We start from the raw sequence: 23,970 nt of genomic DNA, 5'->3' as shown, positions 1-23,970 counted from the left end.
ATGCCGTGGCCACCAGTCCCCCGTGTCCGACGCGTCAGCCCACGTATCCGCGTACGCATCCGCACTGGTGGCAGCGGACCTGGGTGCGCTACGGCGCGCTGGTCACGCTGCTCGCGCTCTCCGGCCTGGTGATCCTGGCCCTGGTCCGCGAACAGACCGGCACGCGGGGGTTCCTGGTCGGGCTCGGCCTCGCGGTGCTGCCCGTGCCGCTGCTCGTGGCCGCGTTCCGCTGGCTGGACCGGGTCGACCCCGGCCCGTGGCGCAACCTGCTGTTCTGCTTCTCCTGGGGCGCCTGCGCGGCGGCGCTGATAGCGATCGTCGCCAACAGCTTCGCGACCCGATGGATAGCGACCGCCACCGCGGACCCGGCGAGCGCGGACACTCTGGGCGCCACGGTGATAGCGCCGGTCGTCGAGGAGTCCGCCAAGGCCGCCGCGGTCCTCCTGGTCTTCCTCTTCCGCAGGCGCGACTTCACCGGCATCGTCGACGGAGTGGTGATCGCCGGTGTCACCGCCACCGGCTTCGCCTTCACCGAGAACATCCTGTACCTGGGCACCGCGTTCGGCACCGACCAGCTCACCGGCGGCAGCGGCATCGCCTCGGTCACCGCGGCGACCTTCTTCGTCCGCGTGGTGATGTCCCCGTTCGCGCACCCGCTCTTCACCGTGCTCACCGGCATCGGCTTCGGCATCGCCGCGCTCTCCGCGGGCCGCCACCGCCTGCGCCGCGCCCTGCTCCCGCTGTCCGGCCTGCTGCTCGCGATGGGCGTGCACGCGCTGTGGAACGGCTCGGCCGCCTTCGGCGCGTACGGCTTCTACGCCGTGTACGCGGCCTTCATGGTGCCGGCCTTCGGCCTGCTGACCTGGCTGGTGATCTGGACCCGGCAGCGCGAACTGGGCACCGTACGGACCGAGCTGCCCGCGTACGTCATGGCCGGGTGGCTGACGCCTTCGGAGCCGTACGCGCTCGGCTCGATGCGGGCCCGCCGCGTCGCCCGCCACCACGCCCGCCGGCACGGCGGCAAGGAGGCGGCACGCGCGGTGGCCCAGTACGAGGCGTACGCGACCTCGCTGGCGTTCCTGCGGCAGCGAGGTCGCCGGGGCGGGGCGGGCGCCGACTACGCCGTGCGCGAGCGGGAGATGCTGGACGCCCTGTGGCACCGGCGCGGCGCGGCCCGCCCGGCCCTGGACCACGCGGCCCGGTCGACGGCACCGCCCGTGCCCCGGCCCGCGCCGCCCTGGGCGTACCCGTACGGGACGTACGGCCCGTACGGCGGCGGCCCCCCGGCGCCGTACCCGGTCCAGGCGCCGTACACCCCGTACGTCCCGTACACCCCGTACGCCCACCCGTACGCACCGCCGGGCCCCTACCGTCCGTAGCGGGCACCTACGGCGTCACGCTCAGGCCGACGCCCGCGTCAGCCTCCCGGCCTCGTCGTCCGTCAGGCTCAGCTCGGCGACGCCCAGCAGCGCGGGCAGCTGCTCCACCGTGCGCGCGGACGCGATCGGCGCGGTCACCGTCGGCTGGGCGGCGAGCCAGGCGAGGGCGACCGTGGCGACGGGGGCGTCGTGGGCCTCGGCGATCTCGTCCAGGGCGGCGAGCACCCGCCGGCCGCGCTCGGTCTCCAGGTGCTTGGCCGCACCGCCCGCACGCGGGCTGTCGACGCTCGCGCCGGGCCGGTACTTGCCGGTGAGGAAGCCCGCGGCGAGGGCGTAGTACGGCACGGCGGCCAGGCCCGACCGCTCGGCGAGGTCGCGCAGCCCGCCCTCGTAGGTGTCGCGCGAGACCAGGTTGTAGTGCGGCTGGAGGGCGACGTACCGGGCGAGGCCCTCGCGGTCGGAGAACTCCAGGGAGGCCGCGAGCCGCTCGGCGGAGATGTTGGAGGCGGCGATGTGCCGCACCTTGCCCGCCTTCACCAGCGCGTCCAGCGCGCCGATGATCTCCTCGACCGGCACCTCGGGCTTGTCGAAGTGCGTGTAGTAGAGGTCGATGTGGTCGGTGCCCAGGCGGCGCAGCGAGGCGTCGGCCGCCGCCCTGATGTTCGCGGCGGAGAGGCCCGGGTACTCGGGGTGCTGGCTGACCTTGGTGGCGAGGACGACGTCATCGCGGTTGCCGCGGGCCGCGAACCACTGGCCGAGGACGGTCTCGGACTCGCCGCCGCTGTTGCCGTCGACCCAGGCGGAGTACGAGTCGGCGGTGTCCACGAAGTTGCCGCCGGCCGCCGTGTAGGCGTCCAGGACGGCGAAGGACCGATCCTGGTCGGCGGTCCAGCCGAAGACGTTGCCGCCGAGGGCGAGGGGGAAGACCTCCAGGTCGGAGGAGCCGAGCTTGCGCAGAGAAGTCATGTAGGGCGTCAACGAACGCACCCGAGCAGGTCATTCCGGCACGGACGCGAAAACCCCGCAGACCGGCAGCCCTGACGTCGGGGGGTTGCCGTCAGGACCGCCGGGGACCAGCGGGGGAAGCGCGGGAAGCGGGTTGGCCGTGGCTCAGGGGGTGAGGCCCTTGCTCTGCAGCCAGGCCATCGGGTCGATGCCGGAGCCGCCGCCCGAGTGGACCTCCATGTGGAGGTGGGCGCCGGTGACGTTGCCGGTGGCGCCGACGCGGCCGATGACGTCACCGGTGGTGACCTCCTGGCCGACGCTGACGCTGATGGAGGACTGGTGGGCGTACCAGATCTCGGTGCCGTCATCCAGGGTGAGCACGGTCTTGTAGCCGTACGACCCGTCCCAGCCGGCCGACGTGATGGTGCCGCTGTGCACGGCCTTGAGCAGCGTGCCCGTGGGTGCGGCGAAGTCGAGGCCGGTGTGTTGGCCGGAGGACCAGTAGGCGCCGGCCTGGCCGAAGGTCGAGGAGATCGTGTACGAGGAGGTCGGCAGCGTGAACTGCTTGGCCAGCTTGGCCAGGCGCTCGGCCTCGGCCTTCTTCGCGGCCTCCTCCTCCGCCTTCTTCTTGGCGGCGGCGGCCTTGGCCTCGGCCTCCTTCTCCGCCTTGGCGGCGGCTTCCGCGGCCTTCTTCTCGGCGGCGGCCGCGGCCTCGGCGGCGGCCTTGGTCTCGACCTGGGCCTGCTGTTGCTCGGCCTGCGCCATGATCCGGGCTCGCAGGGACTCACCGGCGCCGGCGGTGCTGGCGCCCTCCGCGGTGTCGGCGGCGGCGGTCACGCCGATGCCACTGAGCGGGGTGCTGGAACCCGCCGGCTGCGGCGCGTCCTCGTCGGAGATGAGCGAGCCGACGTTCGGCAGGTCCGGCATGGAGATCGACACCGGCGGCTTGCCGGTCTGCGCGCTGGCCATGCCGCCCGCGCCGACGGCGGCTATGACACCGACGCCGAGGACGGTGGAGCTGCGGGCGAGCCCGCCACGCTGCTTGGCGACGCGGTGCCGGCCGCGTACGGGGCGGATGGAGTCCTCGGTGGGATTCCACTCCTCCCAGGGGCCCTCTTCGGTGCGGTAACTCTCGTAGCCGAAGGTTTCGGTGTCGTGCCGACTGGGCACGAACGGGGCCTCGGGGGCAGGCCGGTTGGACGCCACGTGGGCGTACTCCTTTCCTTCCTTTCGCCTACCGGGTTAGCTGACGGGTTCGGAGCAGGAAGGTCTCCTACGCGCGCATGCAGCCGTGTTGCCACGGCGTCAAACGCCCGATTCACCCCAATGTGGTGGTTCCCCGGTTCCCTTGCGGGATTCGGCGCGTGCGCACGGAGCCGCCTTCTGTGACGGCTGGGACGACCGCGCTGCGTTATCGAACGTTAATAGACCCGGGGCCCGGATTCCAAGCTGTTCCTCTTGATCATTAACGAAAGCAGCCCGGACGTACACCCCAGGATCGGTAAAAATCGGGCGAGTTGACCGCGGCTCGGTAATCCCCTTCACGCCACTTCTTTCTGACGGAACGTCAGCTGTTATGCGGAGGGACGCCGACCCGTCACGGCTCGTGACAATGATCATGCTCGCCGCGTCGTGGACGCCGTACGGCGAGCAGCGCCATGTCGTCCGCCATCCCGCCCCCGGAGTGGCGGCGCACGTCGCGGGCGAGGGTGTCGAGCAGCTTCGCCGGGTGGCGGAAGACGCGGCCGGACAGCCGCGCGTACGGATCGTAGAACTCCCCCCGGTCGTCCCGGGCTTCCGACAGCCCGTCGGTGTACAGCAGCAGCGTGGCCCCACCGGGGAACGCGGTCTCCTCCGCGCGGTCGGGCCACACACCCAGCTCGCCCATGCCGAGCGGCAGCGCCGACTCCCGGGCGGGCAGCGACCCCAGGGTGCCGTCGCCGTGGAGCAGCAGGGGCGGCGGATGCCCGCGGTTGACGATGCGTACGGTCCCGGCGCCGTGCGGGAGTTCGGCGAGGACGGCGGTGGTGAAGCCCTCGAAGGCGTCCAGTCCCTCGCGCCGGGTGCCCTCGCGGGCCAGCGCCCGCTCCAGCCGCTGCGCCACCGCCTCCAGCGTCGCCTCCTGCTCGGCCGCCTCCCGGAAGGCGCCGATCACCACGGCGACGGCGGCCACCGCCCCCATGCCCTTGCCCCGCACGTCCCCCACGATGAGCCGGACGCCGCGCGCGCTGTCCTGCACCGCGTACAGGTCACCGCCGATGAAGGCGCCGGCCTGCGCGGCCTCGTAGCCGACGGCGATCTCGAAGCCGGCGATCCGTTCGGCCGGCTCGGGCAGTACGGCGCGCTGGGCGGCCTCGGCGATCTCCCGGGCGATGGCGAGGCGCTCGTCGGTACGGCGGACGAAGGCGTTGACGAAGACGGCGAGCGCGGCGACCGTCGCGATGGTGATCAGCTCGGTGAGGGAGTCGACGTAGTGGATGACGCCCTTGCCGATCTGCAGCCCGACGACCGCGGCGACCACGGCGACGCCGGTGAGCGCGGTGCCCCGCCGGGAGTAGATCGGGGCGGCGACCAGCGGCGCGGCGGTGTAGAGGGGACCGGCGGTGAAGTAGCGCGGGGTGACGATGTCGTACAGGACGGCGACGATGATCAGCAGTACAGGGAGCGAGCGCACGAGGGCCCGGCCGTAGGACGTACGCCACGGTCGTGGCTGCCCGGCGGGCGGCACGGGCGGTGTCTCGTCGCCGAGGCCCGGGTCGGGCACGGGATCGCCGGGGAGCCGGCCGCCGGCTCTGGCGTACGCTCCCTCGTCCTCCACCTCACCTGCCCGCACCACTGGTCTCCCGCCACCCCCTGTCCGCGCCGCTTGCCGTACTCCAGGTTTCCCGCGGCGGGGGCGGGCGGCGAGCGGTGCGGGCCGAGCGGGTGAACGCACCGAGGGCCGGAACCCTTTCGGATTCCGGCCCTCGGCCTTCAGTAGCGGGGACAGGATTTGAACCTGCGACCTCTGGGTTATGAGCCCAGCGAGCTACCGAGCTGCTCCACCCCGCGTCGTTGTGTTCTCCACTGTACGTCATCCCAGGGGCGGAATGCACATCCGTATCTCCCTACCCGTCCAGATGACGGTTCGGCGCCTTCGCCCGCCCCTCGTACTCCGGCAGTACGACGACGACGGCGCCCCCGGCGGCGAGCACCCCGCCGCCGTCCGCCCCCGGCACGAAGGTGTCCGGCTCCCGCCAGGCCGTGACCACGCGACGCACCCCGGCGTCGAGGATCAGCCGGGCACAGGGCGCGGGCCGGGAGGCGCGGCGGGCACAGGGTTCGAGGCTGCTGTACACGGTGGCCCCCGCGAGCCGCGGATCGGCGCGGTCGATCTTGGCGAGCGCGGCCTCCTCGGCGTGCACGACGGGGTCGCCGGCCTCCCGCGAATGCCCCCGCGCCAGCTCGCTCCCGTCGGCGGCGACCACGACCGCCCCCACGCTGAACGCCGTCCGTGACGGCGGGCACAGCTCCGCCAGCTCGCAGGCGAGCGCCAGCCAGTGCCGGTCGGCGGGGCTCACGCGGTCGCCGGTGCCGGGCGCGGTCGGCAGGTACCGGGTCAGCACGACGTCCTCGATCCGCCGCGACTCCACCAGCCGCAGCCGCCCGCCCTGGTAGGCGCCGGGCCCGAAGAGCCGGGGCGCGGCCGGGTCGCCGACGAGCAGGGGCGCGAGAACGAGCTGAAGCTCGTCGGCGAGTTCCTCCTGAAGCAGCTGGGTGTGGACGGTCCCCCCGCCCTCGACCATGAGCCGCCGCACCCCGCGCCGGTCGTGGAGATACTCCAGCGCCGCCCGCCAGTCGAGCGCGGCACCGAGCGGCACGACGTCGGCGCCGATCCCCAGCGCGCGAGCCCGCCGGGCACCGTCGTCCGTGGTCAGGAGCACCTTGTCCCCGCCGGTGTGCCAGAACCGCGCCGCCGGGTCCAGCTCACCGCTGCCGCTGACGGTGACCTTGAGCGGGTACTCGGCCTTCCCCGCCGTGGTGCGGGCTGCCCGCCGCTCGGCGGAGTTCACCAGCAGCCGCGGATTGTCGGCCCGGATCGTCCCGGCCCCGACCAGAATCGCGTCCACCGACGCCCGCACCTCGTCGACCCGCTCGAAGTCGGCGGGGCTGGACAGCAGGAGCCGGTCGGGTCCGGTGTCGTCCAGACAGCCGTCGAGGGAGACGGCGGCGGAGAGGAGGACGTACGGGAGGGGCATCAAGGGCGCTCCGTGGGAGGCGTGGACGTTGTCCGGGCGACCGGCTCAGGGACCGCGAACGCATCACCTGATCACGCGTCACTGCCAGAAGACCTCTTCCACGGTGATCTGGGGATCCTCGACGCGCGGAACGAAGGTATAGACCAGCCATCCCCGATGGTTGTCGAAGAACAGGATGTGCGGGCCCTTGGGATCGGTGGACCGTACCGGTTCGACGTACATGGTTTTCGGAAGGTCCGCATCGGCGTCGATTCCCCGGAAGAACGGGTCCCTGGCCGTCACCAGTTCGGCACGGGCCTCGTCGACCATCTCCCGGACCGACTCCGGCAGCGCTTCGCGGTCCGCCAGGGCGTCGAGCCGCCAGTCCAACTGCCAAGGCGGCCCCGGGAACTCATCGGTCACTGGCCGGGCTCCGTCTGCCGGACCTGGTGGCGAATCTTCGAGGCCTCTTCGAGCAGCGCCGTGGCCTCGACGACGTCGGTGGAATCCGCCGCACGGTGGTGGAGATCAGCCATGTGTGCGTCGAGCTCCGGATCGCGAGCGATCGCGTACTCGGCCCACCAGCGGGCCATGAACGCGGGAAGAGGACCGATGTCGAAGGTGTCGGCGATCGCCCGCTTCCAGTGCTCGTCGAAGTCGGGCAGCAGTTGGGGAGCGTACTGGGCGATGGCAGCGCGCAACGCCTTTGGATTCCGCTCGGGCATGGGAGGAACGACCGGCGTGGGTTCTGCGGCGTGTGCGGACATGACCGGATGTACTCCTTCGTGCTCCTTCGGCGCACCGTGCCTCCGACGATAGCCCGCCTCGGCAATTGGGGCGGGCCACTCGATTGCCAGGCCTTGAACCCGGGACCGGTTCGCGGTACGAGGCTTCATGGGCGCGCTCCCTCATCGTCGCCGGTCTCAGGCAGGCGTCGGCCACGGGACTCCGCGACCCTCAGCGCGTCGGCGAGGCACTCCGTCAGCCGGATCGCGGTGTAGCGGACCTCGGCGTTCGGGGACACGGGGTCGTCCAGCAAACGGCGGGCGGAGCGGAGCACGTCCAGCCCTTCGGTGAGTTGCCGGGCCTCCGTCTCGTCGGCGAGGCGCGACACGATCCCGCTCCCGTCGCCGGGGGCGAGGAAGCAGGGCTTGCCTTCCGGTGACAGCCAGGGCAGGAGCCGTAGCGCGGTGTACGCCGTCATCAGGCGGCCGCCTTCCGCGCGCCGACGACGTGCTGATCGAGGTCGATGCCGAAGTCGGCGGCGAGCACGAGGGCGAGGCGGCGGTGCCGCCGGCGGTCCTGTTCCTGGTCGTGGGCGGTGAGGTAGGGGCGGACGAGGCGGGAGGCGGTGCCGTCGAGGGGCAGGTGACGGCAGTAGGGGGAGTGGTGGAGGGGGAGGTGAGTGGGGGCGCTGGGGTGAGGGACGCTCTGGACGGGGCGGGGGGCGCCTGCGCGGTGGGTTCCGGTACCGGGTCCGAAGAGAAGGGACAGCCGGCGGGCAAGGCGGCGGATAGGGTTGGGCATGTTGACGCTCCTTACAAGCGTTGGCCGCGCCCCGGGGCCCTGCCAGGCCGCCGGGGTCTTGCGTGCTGTGACTCTATCTTGCGGCAGGACGCGTTAGGTAGCAATAGGAAGCATACGGTTGCACCCGTATGTGGCTGGCTGCTAGTCGGCGCCTTAGCGTGCAGCCATGGCTGACGAGCGTGACTGGAGACCGGATCCGACGAGCCACGTCTACGTGTACTTGCAGGTCGTGCACCACATCGCCGAGGAGATTCGGACGGGACGACTGCCCGTGGGTGCCCGTCTTCCAGCTGAACGCGACCTCGCTGAGCAGTACGGCGTGGCTGTCAACACCATCCGCCGGGCCGTACGCGATCTCCGCGACCAAGGGCTGGTCCTCACCGTGCCCATCAAGGGGACCTTCGTGCGCGCGGAAACGCCCCCTTCAGGCACCGCCGACTGACGCGCCCTACCCGACGCGACCGTCCGTCTCCGTCTGCGGCGGCAGAAAGATCAGCCGATCCGCTACGGCGTCCAGATGCCGCGGCGGCAGATCCATCGTGACCGACAGGTCGTCGACCGACCCGAAGCCGCCGGCCACCCTCACCATCCGTACGGCCTCCGCGGCCTGGCCGCCCGACAGGGTCAGGAGCCGGACCAGGACGTCAGCAGGCACGTTGTTGACGTCGACGAGACCGCCGTCGGGAAACTCACGGTCGGGCAAGTCCGCGCGGCCGATCCGCAGTTCCAGGGCCCGCTGCTGGTCGGACACGGCGATCGCACGCGCCGTCTCCCGCGCCGCGCGCTCGTCGCGGTGCGCGGCGAGCAGGGCGCGCTGCCGGTCCTGCAAGGGACGGAACTGCTCGGCGTCGCGGCTCCTCCACACCCTGGACCTGATCCCGAAGGCGTGTCCGGTCCCGCCGAGGATGTTGACGAACATCCCCGCACCGAAGAGGACTTCGTACGTGGCGGACACATCCGGGTCGAAGGTGAAGTACAGCGCACTCGCCCCGACGTAGGGCACCGTGGCCAGCGTCTGCGCCCAGCTCTTCATGCGCACCGACGCGTGGATCATCAACGGCAGCGTCCCGAGCCCGAGCGTCAGGACGGGAATCAGGGCCCACAACGAGGTGAGCAGGGTCCGGGCAGGGTGTTCGCGCCTGCTGAGAAAGGGCTCGTAGTCGGCCATGCTGCTCCCCCGTGTCCGGCGGCCGGCACTCTCCGCCCAGGGTAGGACGCTCGCGTGAAGCACGACACAGCCCAGGTCGTCAGCCCCAGTCGCCGTTGATCCACGCGAGCAGACGGGCGCGCTTCTTGTAGGAGCAAGGAGCGTAGGCAGGGCCGGACGTGACGTACGCCTCGGACCCGCCCTGCAGGTCGTAACCGTAGTCGCTGGGGCCGTACTCGCCGTCGCGGTAGCCGTCCATGTCGTCGGCCCAGTCGAGGAGACCCAGGTCGAGGTTCTCGAGGTAGCGGCTGGGGTCGGCTGGTTCCACCGGTGCGGAGCGACCGTCCGCCCGCCGGTCCTCGATGCAACCGTCGGAGCGCACGGGCTGGCCCAGCCACCACCCGGCAAGGAACACCGCGTACAGCGTGGTGGCGGCGCCGAGGCGGCTCAGGGTTAGCCATGCGGGCACCCGGGGAGTGCCGCGCCATTCCTTCACTGCCATTGGCCCTCGAACCACGCTCGCATGCGGGGGCGTTCGCTTGTGTCGTTGGTGCAGGAGACGGCGTAGGCGGTGATCGTCTGGTGTTGCGTGGCGTAGGCGCCCCCACCCGGGATGTGGGCCAGGTCCGGCCCCAAGCCGTACCGTGACGGGTACGCCGACGGCGTCGGCGTGGGGGACGGCTCGGTTTCGTACTTCTCGGCGATCCGGTCGAGGTCGGCCTGGTCGACGTGGCATTCGGGAGTGACGGGCTGACCCAGGTACCAGCCCGCGACGAACACGCCGTAGATCGCGGCGGCGGCGCCGAGACGGCGCGGGGTGACCCGGCTGACGCGGCGTATTCCGGGCGGTGTTGAGCTCATGTCGCAGGACCCTATCCGCACATGAGCAAGACCCCAGCTCGTTCATGCTGTGAGCTGGGGTCCGACTGGTAGGCCCTGTGGGACTCGAACCCACAACCAATGGATCGAAAGTGCCCCCGAGATCATCCCAGTCAGTGCCGCATGCTGCCGTAGAGTCTCGTTTCCGCTGATCAGAGTAGTGTGATTACGGTTCATGTGACATCGAGTCCATACTCGTGCCTACCGGTCCGCTCACGCAGCGCTCACGCAGAGAGATCTCTGTTGGCTGCCCAAGCGGTCGGTGAACCCGCGTTGGAGACTTCAGCTGGTGGGCCGGTCACCACGGTTGGTGGCGGCCCAGCGGCCGTTCCTGCTCGACGAGCTTGGTCGTTCTGACTGTCAGTCACCGCGTGGGCGCCAACGGCGGGCCTGCCGCACCGCGACCATGGTCGCCCACACCCACATGAGAACCCCGATGGCCAGGACGGTAGCCGCAGCCGACAAGGTCAGCTCCCGAGCGAGGAAGGACTCGTCGCTCGTGGAGACCGGGTCCGCGAGGCCGGCCGCAACAACACTCCCGGCAAGTCCCGCCAGGAGGAGCGGCACGAAGACGGACCATCCGGCACTCGCGCGGAAGACGCGGAGTCCACCGGTCAGTACCGACAGCGGTGCCAGTGCCTTGCCGTGGCGCAGGAACTCCGCCATGGCACTGAGGCCTGCGGTGACGGTGAGCACCGCGACGCCGATCAGACCGAGCAAGGTAATCCAACGGCCCTGGTCACGGTTGGGGGTTCCAGCGGTCAGCTCGTCCTCCCCCGGAGCGCTGGCCCGCGCTCCGCGGGGGAACACCTGGTGGGCCAGCTGCTTGACAGCGGCGACGGGAACGGCATGCCCGTCACGGCGTACGAGCACGAGGGGGGCCTCCTCGGTGGAGTCAGCGGCGCGGTGGGCCAGCGCACGAAGGTCGGTACGGTGGACCTCCGTCACCAGCGCGTCGTGCGGCGTCCACCTGATCAGCTCCCGCAGCCTGGGGTCTTGCGGTACCCCATTGATGCGGGCTGTGGGTGCGGGGCAGTCAAGGTGCAAGGCGGCCAGGGCCGGGCAGCCACCGTAGAGATTCATGGGACCGGGGCCGTTGCCCGGCCCCGCGAGGAGGAAGGCTTCGGTGTTGTCCGGCAGGCGGTTCATGAACGTGGTCATGTCCTCGTCCGACACCTTGCCCCGGACACCGACCGTGAGCGCACTCCTGCCGATGCGGTCGAGGGTGCGCTGCGCGTCCGTGCTCTGTGCGCCGAACAGCCCCTGCCAGGCGACCGCTTGCAGGAAGACGATCAGCGCTACCGTGATGCCGGTGACCAGCCGGGCGGTGCTGCCCGGGTACGTGCTGGTGCGGCGCCCTGCCACCAGAGTCCCGGCCAGGCCGTGTGCCTGTCCCCAGCGGGTGAGGAGCCGCCCAGCAGCTGCGGTGGCGACCGCCATGGCCGCCGGCAGGGTCAGGACGGTGCCCGCGATGCCTGCCCAGCCGAAGAGGGTGCCCTGTCCGGAGCCGGATCCGACGAAGCCGGGCCCCCGCACGGCAACCAGAAACGTGACGGGGAACAGCGCGGCAACGCGGGGCAGCCAGGCGGAGGCGACCGGGCTGTGGGGCCGCGTTCCCTTGGCGCTCCGACGCGGGGCGAGCTCGGCCACGACGACAGCCGCAACTACCGCCACAAGGCCGGCCACGGGTGCGAGGGCGACCCACCACCCGTCCTGCCGCAGATACTCAGAAGGCAGGACGTAGCCGGTGAAGGGGATGTGGAGGTCATCGAGCATGGCCCAGGCGACGGCGGCTCCGCCGAGCAACGCGCCGAACAGGACCGGTGGCCCTGCTTCGCCGAGGGCCACCAGGACGCGATCCGTCCGCCGGCCACCGAGCGCTGCGACCAGAGCGGTCCTGCGGTCACGGGCGTGAGCCCCCGTACGTACGGCGATCAGCAACAGCGCAAGGCCCGGCAGGCCGAGCATGCCGGCCACGGCAGCCAGGAACATCCACTCGGCTTTGTCGTCCATGCGCCCCGAGCCGGGTTCCAGACCGTCCGCGAACAGGCCGCCGACCGCCGGTCCGAAACCGGTGACGACATCGCTGGGCGGTTTGCCGCTGAGGCCGTCACGGGGACGGACATAGGCGAGCCACTCCGTCGGCTCGTCAAGGCCGGACGGCTGAATGATGCCGGCCAGTTCCCCGTAGCGGTGGTCGATGCCCTCGGCCGCACCCGCCTTCCGCAAGGCCGGCGACAGCACGGCCTGACCGGGCGCCGGCCATCGTTCCACTCCCGGCGGCAGCGGAGCATCGCCCTCGTGCGGGGCCAGGAACACGACACTGAACCGCCGTTCGCCCACCAGCGAATCGGAGCCCACCAGCCAGGCGGTGGACCCCTGTTGGCGCGCGTCCTCCTGGATCACCGGGGTTCTCGCCGCCCGACGCTCCTCCTTGCCCGCATACACGGCGTGGACCGCCGCCAGGCCGGCCAACGTGACGGACAGGACCGCAGTGGCAAGAACGAGGGCGACCATGCGAACGCCCCCCGCCTCCGCCCGTCGACCGGCAGCCCGCCCGACCGCCAGGAGCCGGCGGGGCAACCCGCCCGTGCTCGCGCCGGCCATCACTGCGCCCCACGGTCAGCGGCCGACTCCAGGGTCCCGGCCGAGAAGCGCAGCGTGCGGTCCGCACGGGCGGCGATGGCCGGGTCGTGGGTGACCACCAACAGGCCGCACGAATACTGCCGCGGCAGGTTGAACAGCAATTCTGCGGTCCTGTCCCGGGTCTCGGAGTCCAGCGCACCGGTCGGCTCGTCCGCCAGCAGCAACGCCGGCTCGTTGATGAGCGCGCGGGCCACCGCCGTACGCTGCCGCTCTCCGCCGGAGAGCTCCTGACTCGTCGCAGCCCGCGGAACTCCGAGCTCGTCGAGAAGCCGCTGCGCCCGCTCCCGCGCCTCACGACCGCGTCCGCCACGGGCGAGAAGGGCAGCCAGGTACACATTGTCCAGGGGACTGAGTTCCGGGAGGAGCTCACCGAACTGGAAGACCATACCGATCGACTGAGCCCGCAATCGGGCCAGCCTCGCATGCCGGAGGCCGGTAACGGGTGTGCCGGTCACGGCCACCGCTCCGCCGTCAGGCTTGATCAGACCGAGCACACACGACAGAAGTGTGCTCTTCCCCGAGCCGCTGGGCCCGGTCACGGCGATCGACTCACCCGCCCCCAGTGACAGGGAGAGGCCGTCGAACAGCGTCCGCCCACCGATCACGTAGCTGAGGCCCGCTATCTCCAGTACTGGCCGCGCGTCCGCCACATCGCCCTGTGCCGTGCCCACTTGTCCCATCCTCACCGTGCCCTGTCCCCCGACATGCGGTAGCGGGGGGGGGGGGGCGGGCGCCCCCCCCCCACCACTGAAGCAAAAAGCCCCCCCCCCCGGCGCGGGGGCGGCGGGCCCCCCCCCGCCGGGTTGTTGAGGTTGACGCAAGCGGTCACCTTGCGCACGTAGTTGGTCGTGTCGAGGGCGGAGTACGTCGTGGACCCGGAGCCACCTTCGTTGTTCATACGGAAGCCCGTGTTGTACCGGCGGTCGTACAGGGTGTAGACCTCGTCCCCGTCCGTCTTGGTGTCCTTGACCGCCACAGCACCGTTGGTTCCGTGGCTCCACGCCGACGCACCTGTGGTGCTCGAGTCCAGACTCTCCCCGGCTCCGGCGAACGCCGGACCAACCCCCGTGAGCGCCGCCACGGCGGCGCCGCCAACCAGGATCTTGCCGAAAGTTCTGCTTACCGACCCGGTATCTCCCGTTGTTGTGCCTGTCAGATGTGCGGTCACCACCAGCAATGCATCACTCATCGCGACCGGTTGGCCACGCTGCCATCGCGTCCGCCCAACCTCAACCTTTTCTATCCAAAACACCGGATGCCCGCTTTCCACTTCCGTCACAGTTCGCCAAATCACCTGCGGAAAATGAGCACATGCGGTGAAAATCGCACACACATTACGCACACTCAGCAACCAACGGTTCACGTGTTAGTTGGGTCACGTTCAAATGGCGCTTACGTCCGAATCACGGAAATCAGCCCGCCCATCAGCCACTTCAAGCCAAAGCGCCATCTCGATTGATAGGAGAATGGCTAGGTCGGCGAGCTCGTGACTCATGCCGACTCCTTCTGCCGCCGGATCCTGCTTCCCCAGTTCAACCACCTATTGCATCGAACCTTCATGCACCGGTCCCACGCTGTGCCACGCAGCCCCCCGCGCGCATCGCCCACGCAATTCGATGGAAATAGGGCGCCGGCTCGTAGATTCTGGTCAGGATTTTCCTGTCGAACCTGCCCGAGTTCGGCCGGGTCTCAGCCTTTCTGCCCTTCCGTGCACGGGAACCCACGGGTTGCTACGCACCCTCTTTATGGTTCTTGCACATAGTGTGGGAAACATGGGGGGTGCATCCTTGCTGACCGTCTTCACACCCGACGTCATTCACCGCTTACCTGGGCGCTGTCCGGGCAGTTCGTCCTGCTTCCATCGCGCTTCTGTGCGGGGCTACCACCGGCGAAGGCGGCATCAGTGACCGTCAGCTCACCTCACCCCACTGCACCTGTGGCCCCCGGCACATCCTCAGGTCATGCCGACTGGAGAAGCGTGGCTACGTGGGCGCCTGCGGTCGTCGGGTTCGCCCTCGGCCTGTGGGGGATCACGGGCCCATCCACGTGGACCGATGAGATCGTCACCATGGACGTGGCTCGGCGCCCCTGGCCGCAACTAGTTGAGATGCTGGGGCAGGTGGACGCGGTGCACGGCCTGCATTACGTCCTGATGCACCTGACGGGGCAGGTAGCCGGAGTCAGCGTCTTCACCATGCGCTTGCCCTCCGTGATGGCGGTGGCCGTCGCAGCAGCCGGTCTCTCTTGGCTGGGGCAACTGCTAGGTGGTCAGCGCCTCGGCCTGTACGCCGGGCTGCTGCTCGCCGTTCTACCCACCGCGTCACGGTACGCGCAGGAGGCCCGCTCATTCGCCTTCGTCATGGCAGCGGCGGTGTTGGCCACAGGCGCCCTGGTGAAGATCATGTGTGGCAATCGCCGGTGGCCTGCAGGATATGCCGTGCTGATAGCCCTGCTGGGCTGGTTCAACGTGCTGGGCTTGCTGCTGGTGGCCGCCCACGCGGTCACCATTGCTCTACGACGTCCCAGCCATCGAGTGGTCTTACGCCTGCTCCTTGCTCAGGCCGCGGGCCTCGCTGCCGTCATTCCACTACTGGTCCTCGGCTTCTCCCAGCGCTCCGCCGTTGGTGAGATACCGCCCGTCACCATCTCAACCCCGTACAACTTCTTCAGCTGGCTACTCTCTCCCGGCCAGGGCATCCTCCCCGACCTCCTGACTCTCCTGCTCCCCCCGACGGCCCTAGTCGCCGTCGCCTTACTCGTAGCCCGCCGGCACAAGGCTCCGCCTCTGGTCCTCACTGTCGGTCTGCCTTGGCTGGCAGTGCCCACGCTGCTCCTCATAGCGGTATCCGTCCATCAATCCCTCTTCGCCTACCGCTACCTGCTTTTCTGCCTGCCAGCCGTGGCGCTGCTGCTCGCGGCGTGCTTAGGCGCCCTTCCGCGACCGGCGCAGTTGCTGCTCGCCCTTCTGCTGGCCATCCCCTTTGCTCTGTCCCACCAGGCCATACGTCAGCAGGACAGTCGTGCATGGGACACCAAGGCCCTGATCACCACCATGCAGAGCCAGGCCACCCCTGGGGACGGCGTCCTCTTCAGCGGCGGCCGATGCGACCTGATCGCCTCCGCCTACCCGGAGATCTTCGCCCACCTCCCCGACCTGGGCACCGCTCAGACGGCCGCCGAGCGCGACAGCGTGAACAACCTTCCGGCAGGCCCAGCACTGCTGGAACAGCGCCTGTCCGAGGCAAACCGCGTTTGGCGTATAGCCTGCCGGCATCTCTCCCCCGGCTCCGGCAAGTTCGCCACCCACATCGCGGCCTCCCAGGAACAGGCCCTCACCGACGCAGGTTTCTCCCCCACGTACCACGTCAGCGTCCAGGGTATGGACATCACTCTCCACCAACGCTGAGCCACCGAGCCACCGGGATGGTCGAGATCAGTGGGGATGGCGAGTTGCGCGCGGGGCGAGGCATTCCATGTTGATCGCGATGCCGGTCAGTGCGTGCTGCACGTGTCGCGTGCGGCAGCCGTGGTAACAGCTGCGGCGGGCCTGGTGGCCGTTGGTGAACTCATAGATGGTGCCTTCGACGCCGGACCGAGTGGCGTAGAACGGTCTCCACTGGCAGGTGGTTCGGTCCAAGGCCTGCTGGCCCGGCTATTGGGGCAGGTGACGGCGGTGGTCGAAGTCGCCGGAAACAGTCTCGGGGGCCTTTCACTGCACCCTCGCCACGACGGACCTTCTGCCCATCACGCATCGGGACCTACGCCACGTCTTCGCAACGCTCACGCAGGGAGGCGGCGGCGACATCCACACGGTGAAGGAGACCCTGCGGCACTGCACCATCACGCTGACCGCTGACCTCGATCACTTACACAAGTCTGCTCCCTGAGCCGGACCGTGAGGTCGTAGAGAAGCCAGTGAAGCTCGTCCCCCCGGTACCGCCCGGCAGCTGCCGAATCGTCCGAGCTAGTGACAGGGAGTCCGCAGGAGACGGGCGCATCCGCTCACGCATCGCTCAAGCAAGAACCCGACAACGACGCAGCGCCCGAGCCGACTGGAGTCGACTCGGACGCTGCCTAGCAGGTCAGAGGGCATATAGCCCTGCCTGCGAGTGGTAGGCCCTGTGGGACTCGAACCCACAACCAATGGATTAAAAGTCTGATGAGCCCTCATGTCGCATCGTACCGCCGCGTACCGTGCTGCGCCTCGCCGTACCGTCCACCGCAGGTCAGGGGCGTTTAGCGGTCGTTTACCGTGCACCCTTCACCGCATCTCGTGCCGTCTCGTGTCGCGCTCTTACGTGGCCTTCGGGCCAGCACGGGGCCAGCAGAAAGGGCCCCCGACCCGCAGGTCAGAGGCCCTTTGCCCGTGCTCCGATTTTACGTCTTCCCGCCCTCGTTGTCAGTGCCCGCCGGTACCGTGGACTCGTCAACATCAGCGTCTGCATCTGGCTGCGACGCGACCGGCCCCTGCCGTGGCACAGAACCCGTGGCAGGGGCCGCGTCACGCGAACGCCGAGCGCGCGGCACGGCGGCGGCGGCCGCTTCCGTCAGCTCTTCCTCGTACTCCTGGAAGAGGGCCATGTAGGTGTCGGCGGTGAGCACGATCGTGGAGTGCCGCAGCTTCTTGCTGGCGTCGTCGATGTCGCCGCCGCCGGCCTTCACCAGGGCGGCTGCGCCGTGACGGAGGTCGCGCAGGTTGATGGGTGGCAGGTCGGCCAGTTCGACGAGGCGCCGGAACTCCTTGCTTACGACGTCGGGGTGGAGCCAGGCGCCGGTCTCGGTGGTGAAAACCTTCCCCGTCTCGGTCCACTTCGCCCCCGCGGCCTCCCGCTCACCGTCCTGGCGCGCACGGTGCTCGCGTAGCACCGCCACGGTCCCACGGTCGAGCGTCACGGATGCCATGCTGCTGTCCGTCTTGGGGGCCGTCTCAACGGGCGTCCAGCCCTCCACCACGATCTCGGTGAGCACGTCGATTCGCGCGGGCCTGCTGTCGAGGTACACGTTCGCCCAGTCCGCGCCGACGCCCTCGCCTCGGCGGAGGCCGTGGTGGGCCACCAGGTGGTAGAAGGCGTACAGGTGGCTGTCCTCGGCGACGTCCAGGAACGCGCCGAGCTGCTCGGGGCTCCACACCATCACAGGGCTGGGACGCTCACCGGTCGCCCGCCAGCGTTCGATCCGCTCGGCCGTCCACAGCAGGCCCTTGGGGCGCGCGCTGGTGCCCAGCTCGACGTGGGCGGCGGCGTTGAAGGTGATGAGCTGTTGAGCGATGGCCGCGTTGAGTGCCGTCCGTAGCGTGCGGCGGATCGCGTGCCGTGTGGCCGGTCCGTTCGTCTTGCGGTACGGCTTCATCTCGGCCAGCCTTGCGCGCTCAGCGGCCAAGCGCTCCCGCTCGGCGGTCGGCGGCCTGCCTGGCTTCGTCCACTTCGCTCGCTGCTCTTGCTCGCGTCGGGCCGTATTCTCCGCGCGGATCACGTCGGATTCGTCGGCGATGGCGTCGAACATCTCCTGGACTTGGCCGACGTTCAGTCGGTCGAGCCGGTAGTGCCCAAGGCGGGGTCGCAGGTGCACTCGGATGTGCGAGGAGTAGCCGGCGTTCGTCGTCGGCCTGGTCTTCTTGCTGGCCATCCACCGGTCGAGCCACTCGCCCACGGTGGTGGTGCCATCGAGGGAGATGCCCACGCCGAGGCGCCGCTGTACTTCAACGGCCTGGGGGATGGCAACGCGGCGTTTCGACACGTCCGCGAGCAGGTCACCTACGCGCTGCTGCTCGGTCTCGTCGTCGCCGGGCAGTTGGAGGATGGCTTGCAGGCGGGAGAGGTCGCCCTGGGCCTTGGTGACTCCGTCGTACCCGGTACGCCGGAAGGTCCGGCGTTTTCCGTCCGCGTCCGGTGGCAGCTCCTGGCGGAGCGCGACGGCGCCGTGGTTCTTGCGCTTCAGCTTCGGGCACTTGCTGCCCAGCAGCTTGCCGTCGTCAGCGCGGCACTCACACCGGCGGTAGACGCTCCCGGCCCCGCGTGCTGACGGCATCTGGTCTACTCCTTCCGCTCAGGCGGCTTCTCGCCATTGTCGTTGATGGACACGATGCCGACACCGATCAGATGCTTCGCAACCGCGTTGAGGTCGTCGAACATCTGCTCCGTCATCCCTCCAGGGCGGCAGGCGAGAGCGAGCCCGTCCTTGGTCTTGACCGGCACGACGACTTCGCCGTCCGGCAGATCGTCGCTCCAGACCAGCCAGCACTGCTGTTGTGACTCCATGCAGCCTCCCCCACGATTCGGGCATACGTTCGAACGCGCGCTTGGACCTGTGCATTTGGAGGCCAAATGCGTTCACACATGATCGCACCGCAGGGCCCAAATCTCTACGCCCTGCTTCACGTACTCACAGAGAGTAAACCCTAGGGGAACGCGCGCTTCCGGGTTTTCACTCTTCTGGGGGTACCAGCGTGTCGATGAGCCGCAACAGCCGCTCCCTCTGATCGGCCGGCACGCGGTCGAGTTTCCGCACGTAGGCCGTGGCCTCGGTGGAACCGCTCTTCAGCGGATCAACCCCATGGAACTGCTGGCCAGCCGCATCCTGTAGCTGCTCGACTGGAAGGTCACACGCTTGGGCCAGGGCGCATAGCTCCTCGTACACCGGAGGCGTCACCGGCTCCCCGGTCTCAAGGCGATAGATCCAGCCACGGGTGACTCGCACACCGGATACGGGGTCGATGGCCTTCTTCGCAAAGGTGTCGAGACTCTCGTTCAACTCTGAACGACGCCGCCGGATCAAGTCCGCGAATTGCGTACGCCGTTCAGGCTCGCGCCCGTGCTCTCTGCTCTGTTCGTCGTTCGCAGCCATGGGGCTCATCCTGTCACTCCTGGGGACACGGTTTCGCACGGATCGTTCAGGTGTGCGCGTGGGGCTACTGAGACGTACGTGCAGGTCAGTCGGTGCGTTCATTCCACTCACTGGACGGATTGTTCAGCACCTTGGCCGACTCCGCCAGTCCGCGCCTCGGCCATTGGCCAGATCTCGACGCAACCCCCACTTACATTCAACAGGCTGGACATCCCGTTCAGCTCATGTGATGCTCTACCCATCGCCATTCAGTGCGATGAATGAAACGTCCCATGAGGTGAACGACGCATGTCCGCAACCCCCGCACCACCCACCATGTACGCCGTCGCCAGCGGCGACCGGCTCAAGATGCTCATGGAGCGCACCGGCACCGGCGGTGCCGTCACCACACGCGAACTGGCCGCCGCCGCCGGCGTCTCCCACGGCACCATCGGCGGGCTGATGTCCGGCACGCAGCGCGCCATCCCCGAGCACAAGGCCAAGGCGATCGCCGCCCGGCTCGGCGTGGACCTGCTCGTGCTCTTCATCCCCATGGAGCGCGCCGGCCGGGCCCTGATTCCTGCGCAGCAGGTGGTCGCATGACGACCGCGGCCCCCCTGACACCGGCGCAGGTCGCCTGCCTGCCCGCCATGCCCTCCGCGCTGGAGGCGTTCGCCGCTCTCAACATCGGCGAGACGCTCGGCTACCAGCTGATCCGCGATGGCGAGTTCCCCATCGAGGTCGTGCGCTTCGGCCGGGCCTTCCGCGTCCGCAAGGCGGAACTCCTCGCCTACCTAGGCCTCGCCGAGTTCGTCGCCGCCGAGGTCCAGTCGGCAGCGGCCACCAACGACGACGCCCCCGGGGTCCAGCCGGGGGCGCCTACCGAGCAGCCCGCCACCACCAGCAAGTAGAGAACGGGGTCCGCTCATGGAGCACATTCCCACGACCGCGACAGCAGCGGCCAGCCACACCCCGGACGTCGCACAGGCCCTGGACCGCATCGACGGTCTCCGCGCCGACAGCCCGTCCCCGGCCTACCAGCGCATGCTCGACGGCATCGCCGACATGATCCGCGAGACCGGTGACCCGCGCGCCGTCTTCGACCGGGTCCTGGAAGGCCTCGCCGCCGCCGACGCCCTCGCCCTGGCCCGCCAGCAAGGCCTCCAACTGCACCGCGCCAGCAAGGAATCGACCGAGGACGGAACGGTCACCGAGACCGTCGTGTTCTGGCCCGCCCACCTGGCCATCGTCCCCCGTGGACAGCGCGCCACGGACACCTTGACGCAGCTGCGCACCGCCGTCGGCGAACGCGAGCGCGACGAGCAGCGGGCCCGCGACTTCCAGGCCTCCGTCGCCGCCGGCCACGTCGAAAACGTCGACGCCTGGCACGCGCGCACCAGCAAGGCCCGCCCATGAGCAGCACCGCCGCGCGCGCCCGCGACACGCCGGACGGCGCGGCCGCCCCACCGCCCTTCGAGGGCGCCCTGTTCGTCGACCTGGACGGGCAGCGAGCCAGGTACGAGTGCCTGCGCCCCGACTGCCCGCACCGACTGGAAGGGCCGATCTGCGCGAGCGACCGCGTGCGGGGCGAGGACGGACAGCCCGCCCCGCGCGGGCCAGGCGGTGTCGCCGCGTTCGTCGCCGGGATCAAGGCCTACCACCTGACCAAGTACCACGGGAGCACCCGTTGACCGACTCACAGCCCACCGAACTCCGGGCCGCCGCCCGCGAGCTGCACGACGCTGGCCTGTGCGTCCTGCCCATCAAGGCCGACGGCAGCAAGGCGCCGTCCGTCCGCTCCTGGACCCCGTACAAGCTGGAGCGGTCCACCCCCGACGAGCACGACGCCTGGTTCGGCGTAGGCCGCCCGGCCGGTGTCGCCGTGGTCTACGGCGCCGTCTCCGGGAACGTCGAGATGATCGAGTTCGAGGGCCACGCCGTGCGTGAGGGCCTGCTGGACGAGGTCACCGAGATCATGGAGGCCTCCGGGCTCGGCGAGTACTGGACGCAGGTACTCACCGGCTGGGCCACCGAGTCCCCGTCCGGCGGACGCCACTACCGCGTACGCGTCGAGGGCGCCGACGTCCCCGGGAACACGAAGCTGGCCAGCAGGCTCGCCCGGGAAGACGAGTACACCGAGGAAGAGCGGCAACGGCTCCGTGAGAAGCCGGGCGCCCGCATCATCCGTGTGCAGATCGAGACCCGCGGCCAGGGCGGATACGGCCTGGTAGAGCCATCTGGCGGCGCCGTCCACGCGTCCGGGAACGCCTACGTCCGCCTCGATGGCGGACCGGCCACCATCCCGACGCTGGACGTCGAGATGTGGCAGGGGATCCGCGACGTCTGCCACATGCTGGACTCCCTGCCCAAGCCTGAGTCGCCGAAGACCGCGCCCAAGCCGCAGCAGCCGCTGCCCGAGGGCGGTGTACGCCCTGGCGAGGACTTCGAGGCCCGCGCGGACTGGGCCGAGATCCTGAGCGGTGTCTTCCGCCCCCGGATCACCCGTGGGTCCACCACCTACTGGGGGTGGGCTGACGGCGTCGGCGGGGTCAAGGCCACCACCGGGCGCGACCCGGAGCACGACCGGCTGTGGGTGTTCACGACCGGCTCGGAACTGCAGGCGGACACGCCATACACCAAGTTCGGCGCCTACGCCGCGCTGAACCACGGGGGGAACTTCAAGGTCGCGGCCGCCGACCTGCGCCGCCAGGGCTACGGTTCCGAGCCGCCCCGCCGGCGCCTGTCCTCCGTGCCCGCGCAGTCCCAGCACTACGCCGACGGGTCGTCCGCCCTCGACTCCGATCACGCGCCCGAGCCCGAGGAGGGGTTCGAGGGGGGGCCGCAGCTTCGCTCCGTCTCCTCCCGCCCCGAGCTGGACATCACGAACGAGGCCGACGGCATCGACGGTGTTCTGCAGCTCATGGCCGACGGCCGCCTGCCCGACCTCTACAAGCGGTCCGGCGGTCCCTGCTGGGTGTACCGAGACGACAACGACGACCCCGTGGTGCAGCAGCTGGGCAGCGACAACCTGCGGGCGTACCTCGCTGACTACGTCTCCAGCTTCACGCTGAAGCGGAATCCGCTCACGGAGCAGATGGAGGAAGAGCGCGAGCTACTCATGCCCAAGAGCTGCTCGACCATCCTCGGTCGGAAGGACTGGCCATTGCCGATCCTGCGCGGCGTCGTCACGTCACCCGTGATCCGGCCCGACGGCACCCTGCTCGACTCCCTCGGCTACGACCGGGCAACCGGCCTGTACCTGGAGCCCCGGGTGCCGCTGCGCCGCCTCGCCCCACAGGTGACCCGCGACAGTCTCGACAGGGCCAAGGGCATCGTTCTCGACCAGGTTCTGCCCGACTTCCCCTGGGTCGCGGCCAGCGACCGCGCGCACTACCTCGGCGCACTGCTGACGCCGATCCTGCGCCCGTACTTCCACGGACCGACGCCGATGTTCGTGCTCACCGCGACCGCGGCAGGGTCCGGCAAGTCGCTGCTGAAAGACATCTTCCGGCACGCCTACGGCATCGCCGACACAGCCTGGCCCGAGAACGACACCGAGCTGCGGAAGAGCATCACCACGCAGCTGTACGGCACCGGGCAGCCCGTCGTCGTCCTCGACAACCTCCCCAACGGCTACGTCATCAAGAGCCCGGTCCTGTCGGCTCTGCTGACGTCCGAGGTGTGGGGAGACCGCGTCCTGGGCGCCACGTCGAAGGTGACGATGCCCAACGACCGGCTGTGGATCGTCACCGGCAACGCGCTGCGCACCGGCGGGGACAACGGGCGCCGCGTCCTCTGGGTCCGCCTGGACCCCGACTGCCCCGACCCCGACCAGCGCGACAACTTCACCGTCGGCGACCTCCGGCCGTGGCTGCGCGCGAACGCCTCCACGTTGGTCGCCGCCCTGGTCACTCTCGTCCGAGCCTGGGTCGCCGCGGGGGCGCCCCGAGTCCGTGTCCGTAAGGGGGACTACAGCGAGTGGGCCAGCCTCATGGCCGGCCTGCTCGACTTCCTCGGCGTCGAGGGCTGGATGGCCGACCGCCACGAGGCCCGCGACCAGGACGACGAGACCCAGGAGTGGGCGCTCTTCCTAGAGATGTGGCGCGAGACCTACGGCGGCGAGCCCTTGGCCACCGGTGCCGTCATCAAGGGACTGCCCAACCACGTGCCGCGCAAGGGCGACGAGCCGCCGAGCGCCAACCAGCTGGGCATCTGGCTGAAGGCACGTCAGGGCCGCTACTTCGGCACCCACAAGGTCGTGATGGTCGTCGACAGCCACCGGAAACAGAACCTGTGGCGCGTCGAGGTCCACGCCGACCGCGGCACCGGAGGGCACGAGTCGTGACCAGCCGTGTTGCGGGGAGTGCGGGGACTCTGCGGGGACCTCTGCGGGGAGTTGCGACACTCC

25 protein-coding genes, 1 tRNA gene and 1 riboswitch are annotated in these 23,970 nt (G+C 69.9%); of the genes, 8 read left to right on the top strand and 18 right to left on the bottom strand.

The window, feature by feature from the left end; genetic code table 11:
* Window positions 1–5 precede the first annotated feature (5 nt).
* Entirely contained in the window at window positions 6–1,379 is a 1,374-nt protein-coding gene (locus ACFWR9_RS20910) for a PrsW family intramembrane metalloprotease (protein ID WP_383844240.1), read from the top strand.
* Between the two features lie 21 nt (window positions 1,380–1,400).
* On the opposite strand, the gene ACFWR9_RS20905 is transcribed toward ACFWR9_RS20910, so the two are convergent.
* The 9 genes from ACFWR9_RS20905 to ACFWR9_RS20865 all read right to left on the bottom strand — a co-directional run bounded on the left by ACFWR9_RS20905 (window position 1,401) and on the right by ACFWR9_RS20865 (window position 8,068).
* Window positions 1,401–2,345, bottom strand: a complete 945-nt coding sequence (locus tag ACFWR9_RS20905; RefSeq protein ID WP_383844237.1) for an aldo/keto reductase — start codon at window positions 2,343–2,345, stop codon at window positions 1,401–1,403.
* Between the two features lie 144 nt (window positions 2,346–2,489).
* On the bottom strand, window positions 2,490–3,530 hold the full coding sequence (locus ACFWR9_RS20900; RefSeq protein ID WP_383844234.1) for a M23 family metallopeptidase: 1,041 nt from the start codon (window positions 3,528–3,530) through the stop codon (window positions 2,490–2,492).
* 11 nt (window positions 3,531–3,541) lie between these two features.
* Window positions 3,542–3,697: riboswitch (cyclic di-AMP (ydaO/yuaA leader) on the bottom strand.
* 224 nt (window positions 3,698–3,921) lie between these two features.
* Entirely contained in the window at window positions 3,922–5,142 is a 1,221-nt protein-coding gene (locus tag ACFWR9_RS20895) for a PP2C family protein-serine/threonine phosphatase (RefSeq protein WP_383844231.1), read from the bottom strand.
* A 159-nt stretch (window positions 5,143–5,301) separates the two neighbouring features.
* A tRNA-Met gene (locus ACFWR9_RS20890) sits at window positions 5,302–5,375 on the bottom strand.
* A 56-nt stretch (window positions 5,376–5,431) separates the two neighbouring features.
* The gene (locus ACFWR9_RS20885) at window positions 5,432–6,562 is read right to left on the bottom strand and encodes a dihydrofolate reductase family protein (protein ID WP_383844229.1); all 1,131 of its coding nucleotides are present in this window, start codon (window positions 6,560–6,562) and stop codon (window positions 5,432–5,434) included.
* 78 nt (window positions 6,563–6,640) lie between these two features.
* Window positions 6,641–6,964, bottom strand: coding sequence for a hypothetical protein (locus ACFWR9_RS20880; protein WP_383844226.1), 324 nt, complete (start codon window positions 6,962–6,964; stop codon window positions 6,641–6,643).
* Entirely contained in the window at window positions 6,961–7,308 is a 348-nt protein-coding gene (locus ACFWR9_RS20875; RefSeq protein WP_383844223.1) for a DUF6247 family protein, read from the bottom strand. The genes ACFWR9_RS20880 and ACFWR9_RS20875 overlap by 4 nt, the downstream gene beginning before the upstream one ends.
* Window positions 7,309–7,433: 125 nt before the next feature.
* Window positions 7,434–7,745 (bottom strand): hypothetical protein, encoded by a 312-nt coding sequence (locus ACFWR9_RS20870; RefSeq protein WP_383844220.1) that lies wholly within the window; start codon window positions 7,743–7,745, stop codon window positions 7,434–7,436.
* Window positions 7,745–8,068, bottom strand: coding sequence for a hypothetical protein (locus ACFWR9_RS20865; RefSeq protein WP_383844217.1), 324 nt, complete (start codon window positions 8,066–8,068; stop codon window positions 7,745–7,747). Before ACFWR9_RS20865 ends, ACFWR9_RS20870 begins: the two co-directional genes overlap by 1 nt.
* A gap of 166 nt (window positions 8,069–8,234) precedes the next feature.
* Between ACFWR9_RS20865 and ACFWR9_RS20860 the strand changes: the two genes are divergently transcribed.
* Complete coding sequence (locus tag ACFWR9_RS20860; protein ID WP_383844214.1) at window positions 8,235–8,510, top strand: GntR family transcriptional regulator; 276 nt, start codon at window positions 8,235–8,237, stop codon at window positions 8,508–8,510.
* Between the two features lie 6 nt (window positions 8,511–8,516).
* On the opposite strand, the gene ACFWR9_RS20855 is transcribed toward ACFWR9_RS20860, so the two are convergent.
* The 5 genes from ACFWR9_RS20855 to ACFWR9_RS20835 all read right to left on the bottom strand — a co-directional run bounded on the left by ACFWR9_RS20855 (window position 8,517) and on the right by ACFWR9_RS20835 (window position 13,411).
* Window positions 8,517–9,236: a hypothetical protein gene (locus tag ACFWR9_RS20855; protein WP_383844210.1), complete on the bottom strand. Its 720-nt coding sequence runs from the start codon at window positions 9,234–9,236 to the stop codon at window positions 8,517–8,519.
* A gap of 79 nt (window positions 9,237–9,315) precedes the next feature.
* Window positions 9,316–9,684: a hypothetical protein gene (locus ACFWR9_RS20850; RefSeq protein WP_383844208.1), complete on the bottom strand. Its 369-nt coding sequence runs from the start codon at window positions 9,682–9,684 to the stop codon at window positions 9,316–9,318.
* Between the two features lie 23 nt (window positions 9,685–9,707).
* On the bottom strand, window positions 9,708–10,076 hold the full coding sequence (locus tag ACFWR9_RS20845; RefSeq protein ID WP_383844205.1) for a hypothetical protein: 369 nt from the start codon (window positions 10,074–10,076) through the stop codon (window positions 9,708–9,710).
* A 378-nt stretch (window positions 10,077–10,454) separates the two neighbouring features.
* Entirely contained in the window at window positions 10,455–12,611 is a 2,157-nt protein-coding gene (locus tag ACFWR9_RS20840; protein WP_383844202.1) for an ABC transporter permease, read from the bottom strand.
* 89 nt (window positions 12,612–12,700) lie between these two features.
* Window positions 12,701–13,411 (bottom strand): ABC transporter ATP-binding protein, encoded by a 711-nt coding sequence (locus ACFWR9_RS20835; RefSeq protein ID WP_383844199.1) that lies wholly within the window; start codon window positions 13,409–13,411, stop codon window positions 12,701–12,703.
* Between the two features lie 1,448 nt (window positions 13,412–14,859).
* Between ACFWR9_RS20835 and ACFWR9_RS20830 the strand changes: the two genes are divergently transcribed.
* On the top strand, window positions 14,860–16,146 hold the full coding sequence (locus ACFWR9_RS20830) for a hypothetical protein (protein WP_383844196.1): 1,287 nt from the start codon (window positions 14,860–14,862) through the stop codon (window positions 16,144–16,146).
* Window positions 16,147–16,173: 27 nt separating this feature from the next.
* Here ACFWR9_RS20830 and ACFWR9_RS20825 read toward each other — a convergent pair whose 3' ends face one another.
* The 4 genes from ACFWR9_RS20825 to ACFWR9_RS20810 all read right to left on the bottom strand — a co-directional run bounded on the left by ACFWR9_RS20825 (window position 16,174) and on the right by ACFWR9_RS20810 (window position 19,583).
* Complete coding sequence (locus ACFWR9_RS20825; protein ID WP_383844193.1) at window positions 16,174–16,377, bottom strand: transposase; 204 nt, start codon at window positions 16,375–16,377, stop codon at window positions 16,174–16,176.
* Window positions 16,378–17,117: 740 nt separating this feature from the next.
* Complete coding sequence (gene xerC, locus ACFWR9_RS20820) at window positions 17,118–18,767, bottom strand: tyrosine recombinase XerC (protein ID WP_383844190.1); 1,650 nt, start codon at window positions 18,765–18,767, stop codon at window positions 17,118–17,120.
* A gap of 5 nt (window positions 18,768–18,772) precedes the next feature.
* Complete coding sequence (locus ACFWR9_RS20815; protein WP_383844188.1) at window positions 18,773–18,997, bottom strand: hypothetical protein; 225 nt, start codon at window positions 18,995–18,997, stop codon at window positions 18,773–18,775.
* Between the two features lie 166 nt (window positions 18,998–19,163).
* A complete protein-coding gene (locus ACFWR9_RS20810) occupies window positions 19,164–19,583 on the bottom strand; it encodes a helix-turn-helix domain-containing protein (RefSeq protein ID WP_383844185.1) in 420 nt (139 codons plus the stop codon).
* 288 nt (window positions 19,584–19,871) lie between these two features.
* Between ACFWR9_RS20810 and ACFWR9_RS20805 the strand changes: the two genes are divergently transcribed.
* From ACFWR9_RS20805 to ACFWR9_RS20785, 5 genes are read left to right on the top strand one after another with little or no spacing between them, the layout of a single operon-like run.
* Window positions 19,872–20,165 (top strand): helix-turn-helix domain-containing protein, encoded by a 294-nt coding sequence (locus ACFWR9_RS20805; RefSeq protein WP_383844182.1) that lies wholly within the window; start codon window positions 19,872–19,874, stop codon window positions 20,163–20,165.
* Window positions 20,162–20,473 (top strand): helix-turn-helix domain-containing protein, encoded by a 312-nt coding sequence (locus ACFWR9_RS20800; protein WP_383844180.1) that lies wholly within the window; start codon window positions 20,162–20,164, stop codon window positions 20,471–20,473. The genes ACFWR9_RS20805 and ACFWR9_RS20800 overlap by 4 nt, the downstream gene beginning before the upstream one ends.
* A 16-nt stretch (window positions 20,474–20,489) precedes the next feature.
* Window positions 20,490–20,978, top strand: a complete 489-nt coding sequence (locus ACFWR9_RS20795; RefSeq protein ID WP_383844177.1) for a hypothetical protein — start codon at window positions 20,490–20,492, stop codon at window positions 20,976–20,978.
* Window positions 20,975–21,253, top strand: coding sequence for a hypothetical protein (locus ACFWR9_RS20790; protein WP_383844174.1), 279 nt, complete (start codon window positions 20,975–20,977; stop codon window positions 21,251–21,253). Before ACFWR9_RS20795 ends, ACFWR9_RS20790 begins: the two co-directional genes overlap by 4 nt.
* Entirely contained in the window at window positions 21,250–23,907 is a 2,658-nt protein-coding gene (locus ACFWR9_RS20785; protein ID WP_383844171.1) for a bifunctional DNA primase/polymerase, read from the top strand. The genes ACFWR9_RS20790 and ACFWR9_RS20785 overlap by 4 nt, the downstream gene beginning before the upstream one ends.
* Window positions 23,908–23,970: the final 63 nt, after the last annotated feature.

It is taken from the genome of Streptomyces sp. NPDC058534 (genome assembly GCF_042717365.1).
In the GTDB taxonomy this organism is placed as follows: Bacteria; Actinomycetota; Actinomycetes; order Streptomycetales; family Streptomycetaceae; genus Streptomyces.
The sequence above is the reverse complement of the archived record's forward strand: the minus strand, read 5'-3'. Positions and strand labels throughout refer to the sequence as shown.

Bases quoted from the DNA above. Each gene is read 5' to 3' on its own strand.
- ACFWR9_RS20905 (WP_383844237.1), bottom strand. From the start codon at position 2,345: ATGACTTCTCTGCGCAAGCTCGGCTCCTCCGACCTGGAGGTCTTCCCC.
- ACFWR9_RS20885 (WP_383844229.1), bottom strand. From the start codon at position 6,562: ATGCCCCTCCCGTACGTCCTCCTCTCCGCCGCCGTCTCCCTCGACGGC.
- ACFWR9_RS20875 (WP_383844223.1), bottom strand. From the start codon at position 7,308: ATGTCCGCACACGCCGCAGAACCCACGCCGGTCGTTCCTCCCATGCCC.
- ACFWR9_RS20870 (WP_383844220.1), bottom strand. From the start codon at position 7,745: ATGACGGCGTACACCGCGCTACGGCTCCTGCCCTGGCTGTCACCGGAA.
- ACFWR9_RS20865 (WP_383844217.1), bottom strand. From the start codon at position 8,068: ATGCCCAACCCTATCCGCCGCCTTGCCCGCCGGCTGTCCCTTCTCTTC.
- ACFWR9_RS20860 (WP_383844214.1), top strand. From the start codon at position 8,235: ATGGCTGACGAGCGTGACTGGAGACCGGATCCGACGAGCCACGTCTAC.
- ACFWR9_RS20855 (WP_383844210.1), bottom strand. From the start codon at position 9,236: ATGGCCGACTACGAGCCCTTTCTCAGCAGGCGCGAACACCCTGCCCGG.
- ACFWR9_RS20845 (WP_383844205.1), bottom strand. From the start codon at position 10,076: ATGAGCTCAACACCGCCCGGAATACGCCGCGTCAGCCGGGTCACCCCG.
- ACFWR9_RS20840 (WP_383844202.1), bottom strand. From the start codon at position 12,611: ATGGTCGCCCTCGTTCTTGCCACTGCGGTCCTGTCCGTCACGTTGGCC.
- xerC (WP_383844190.1), bottom strand. From the start codon at position 18,767: ATGCCGTCAGCACGCGGGGCCGGGAGCGTCTACCGCCGGTGTGAGTGC.
- ACFWR9_RS20815 (WP_383844188.1), bottom strand. From the start codon at position 18,997: ATGGAGTCACAACAGCAGTGCTGGCTGGTCTGGAGCGACGATCTGCCG.
- ACFWR9_RS20810 (WP_383844185.1), bottom strand. From the start codon at position 19,583: ATGGCTGCGAACGACGAACAGAGCAGAGAGCACGGGCGCGAGCCTGAA.
- ACFWR9_RS20805 (WP_383844182.1), top strand. From the start codon at position 19,872: ATGTCCGCAACCCCCGCACCACCCACCATGTACGCCGTCGCCAGCGGC.
- ACFWR9_RS20800 (WP_383844180.1), top strand. From the start codon at position 20,162: ATGACGACCGCGGCCCCCCTGACACCGGCGCAGGTCGCCTGCCTGCCC.
- ACFWR9_RS20795 (WP_383844177.1), top strand. From the start codon at position 20,490: ATGGAGCACATTCCCACGACCGCGACAGCAGCGGCCAGCCACACCCCG.
- ACFWR9_RS20790 (WP_383844174.1), top strand. From the start codon at position 20,975: ATGAGCAGCACCGCCGCGCGCGCCCGCGACACGCCGGACGGCGCGGCC.